The sequence below is a fragment of the Lysinibacillus sp. NPDC047702 genome (genome assembly GCF_050272555.1).
Classification (GTDB): domain Bacteria; phylum Bacillota; class Bacilli; order Bacillales_A; family Planococcaceae; genus Lysinibacillus.
On the sequence record NZ_JBNNMG010000128.1, the window covers coordinates 1 to 3,464 of the forward strand.

The window sequence follows — 3,464 nt, forward strand, 5'->3', positions numbered from 1 at the left end:
AAACCATTATAAAGGACTTTTTTGCGCTTACATGTAATTACAGAAAATTACGATTAATTTGAATGAGACATTATTTTAATGCGATGCTAGTGATAGTTCTATACAAAATATAAGTATGTTCATTATAAGTAGACTCTAGCTAAACAAGTTTGAATGTAGTAATACTAAGGTTTAGGATGTTTACTTTAAGTTGTTCAATTGTTACTTAGAATAGAGTTTGATTATGGATGTTTTATCAAGGTTTGTTGTAGCTTTTGAATAAAGTTCGATAAAAGATAAGTTGCAAACGCTGATTTTATACAGAAAGAAACCAACTGTTTTGAAACAAAGTTTGATCAAAACAGTTGGTTCTTTATTTATCTAGTTTGGTTTTTATAATAAAGATTGTTTATTTCGGGATGCGAATCTTCTACACTACATTGAATAACAGCAATCTTTTAGAAAGCAGCCTTATAAAAAAGTTTCTACATACGAAGGAATAATGAAATCCCTTGTTGTGAAAATAAAAAGAGGTTTATTAACTGTTACTCAACAGTAAGTAAACCTCTTTTTCATTATTGCAATTTACAAGGTATAGCTTACATGTAGATTTGAAATAAAGTCACGATGCACAAACGGGCCATTTTCTTGAGTAACACATTTAAAGGAAATCGTTATGGAGTGAAGTAATTGCGAGAATGCGAGAATTTTCACTTAAAATATAGGTGCAGGATAGCTCAATAAACTACATTGGTGATACTCCTATATAGAGATAATATTACTGAAACTGTTAACTAAGGAATTTTAAATTAAATAAAAATTTGTACTTGCATCTCTAGTAGCGTCACCTTTTATGATGAATTTAGTTACCGAATAAAACGGTAACTAAATAATTTATGGCACTGGAGGTAGGACGATTGAAAATGGAAAGTTTATTAAACAGGGTCCTAGCAAGTTTAATGCATTTATTCTCACTTTTGTTAACGTTCATTTTACCAATATTAGTATATGTGGTATCGAAGGGTAGGAATGATTATTTTGCCAATCACGCAAAAGAAGGGATGAACCTTCATTTTACTTTTTTCCCCATTTTATTAATATTAACTTTTGTATCTAAAAAAATAAATATGGTTTCTATTCTATCTTTTTCACTGATTATTCTGGAAACCATATTAATTTTAATTGCCACGATTTATACTTTAAAGGGAAAAAAGTTTTCTTACCCAGTTATAAGATATTTTAAGGTATAAAAGATATCTTATATTATCTAAACGACAAAGCTTTTCAATGAGGTGATAATGTTGGATAAAGATATATTTACTATAGGGGAATTTGTACAAAAGTCTGGTGTTAGCATCCGAACTCTTCGATATTATGACAGTATAGACTTATTGAAACCAAGTGATTATACAGATGGAGGACATAGATTATATTCAAAGGAAGATTTAACACTTTTACAAAAAATTAAATCTCTACAGTTTTTAGGCCTTCCTTTAAAAGATATTAAAACTATACTTGAAAAACAAACAGTTGAAGGTGAAATATTAATAAAATCTTTAACTTATCAAAAGAAGTTATTTGAAGCGAAAAAAATTGAGATTGCCAACATTGTATCTGATTTAACTCATCTCATTAAAATAACAGAAGCTGAGGAAATCATTAATATTGATGTGTTTTGCTCAATGCTTCAAAAATTAATATTTGCAGAAGATACTGAGAAGTGGTTGAAGGAGAATTTTTCTAATGATTTTAATGATCCACTATTGAATATTAATAAGCAGGAAGAAATTAATTTAGACAAAAAATGGAGTAGGGTTCTGACTAGAATTAAACAATTATCTTTTACTAAAGCTACACCTTCTTCAAAAAAGACTCAAGAAACAATAGAAATACTCCTAGAACTAATGGATGAAACTGCAAAAGGAAATTTAGATTCAATTAAAGAGAAGTTGCCATTTACAGAACCAATTCCATTTCCAAACCCTTTTACCGAAAAGGAGCTAGAATTTTTACAAGAAGCTATAAATTGTCATCAAAATAATAACTCAATTTAATAATCCAAACTTTTTTATAGAAATCAATCTTAAATTTGCTTAATAATACTCTCTTTTGATGAATCTTTTTTCAGAAGGGAGTCTTTTAATTTATCGTGGAATATGGGTTTGTGAGGTTTTTCTAATCAAACTCTATGCCAAAGCCACAAATTATTCTGGTGGATATTTATACGTCTCTAGGTGAGTGTGATTTATCAATTTAACCTCAGGTCCAGCAGATATTTCATAGGTCATTCGATCCTTTCCTACTGAAATATTATGACCGCCATCTGTAGGTTCAATTTCAAAAGTAATTTGCAGATCAAATCCTCGAAAATGATTTCTTTTTGTTTCAATCAATTCAATTTTCCACGGAGTAACATGAGGTGAAAAATCCTTTAAAATCTTCGGATAATAATAGCTATTCAAATCATTTTCAATATAAGGAGTAAGCAATAACATGAGCATATCCTGTAATCTAAGCTCATTAGAGTCCTGAGTGGGTTCAGATAATGAAACGGTTCTTGTTTGAAAAGATGTAATTAGAGCAAGGGAGAGTATAAAAACGAGTAATATCTTTTTCATTTTCCTAAATACACCTCTTTAAGGTCTTTACATAATTAATTGTATTATTACCTTTATTGAATAAAAGTATGTACTTATTGAAGTAATGGGGGGCTTTAGTTAAACCAAAAAATATGCTTATGATCTTCCACAATCGGGTGTTTTAATAGAGCAAGGTTCACAAAAATTATCAAACTTTTTTATAAAAGGATGATTCAATTGAATTTAGAAAAAACATATTTTGATCAAACTTTTTTTCAAAACATGCTTTTTCTTTTCTCTGTTTATCCATATTATAAGTAGCAATTTTATCAAACTATATTTCAAAGCAACATGTGTTGTAGGTTTGAAATATAGTTGCGATGTTTATAAAAAAATGCGAAGCTTTACCCCTTTGGTTATTATTTAGCCAAAGGGGTGTTTTTTATGTCTCGTTGGGAGGGTTTAGTGCATTTTCGAATATTAGGTTTCGTATGAAAATATTTTCTGGTTGACCTATAATTTGATAAAAAATAGATTCGGGGAAATATCCATTTGAGTTTATGGCTGAGTCAAAATACGGACCGACCCCATCTCTATATGCTAATTTTCTTAATGCATTCTCACTATCCTCATAAATATGAGTTTTTCTTAATTTAGCCTGTTGTTTAAATTCTTTTAGAGGAAACAAACCTAAACTATTTTTAGTATTAGCCCATCTTTCTAATTTGGAAAATCCGCGATTATTTGAAGCTAGAATTTCATGTACAGCATTACTACCTACTGTATGACACCAGACCTCATCTAATGTACGGTAAGCCCGTATTCAAATAACGCATATAATCACGTAGCACCTCTCGGTACTATAAAGGTATCAATTAAAGGAGGTGCCTTTCATTGCCACAGCAA

General features: G+C 29.7%; 3 protein-coding genes. 2 read left to right on the forward strand and 1 reads right to left on the reverse strand.

What is annotated here, in order from left to right; all coding sequences use genetic code 11:
• Positions 1-902 precede the first annotated feature (902 nt).
• Positions 903-1,229 (forward strand): DUF4870 domain-containing protein, encoded by a 327-nt coding sequence (locus ACQKIM_RS27845; RefSeq protein ID WP_427550195.1) that lies wholly within the window; start codon positions 903-905, stop codon positions 1,227-1,229.
• Between the two features lie 48 nt (positions 1,230-1,277).
• Complete coding sequence (locus tag ACQKIM_RS27850; protein WP_427550191.1) at positions 1,278-2,033, forward strand: MerR family transcriptional regulator; 756 nt, start codon at positions 1,278-1,280, stop codon at positions 2,031-2,033.
• Between the two features lie 150 nt (positions 2,034-2,183).
• Here the strand turns inward: ACQKIM_RS27850 and ACQKIM_RS27855 are convergent, their stop codons facing one another.
• A complete protein-coding gene (locus ACQKIM_RS27855) occupies positions 2,184-2,597 on the reverse strand; it encodes a DUF3888 domain-containing protein (protein WP_427550193.1) in 414 nt (137 codons plus the stop codon).
• Positions 2,598-3,464: the final 867 nt, after the last annotated feature.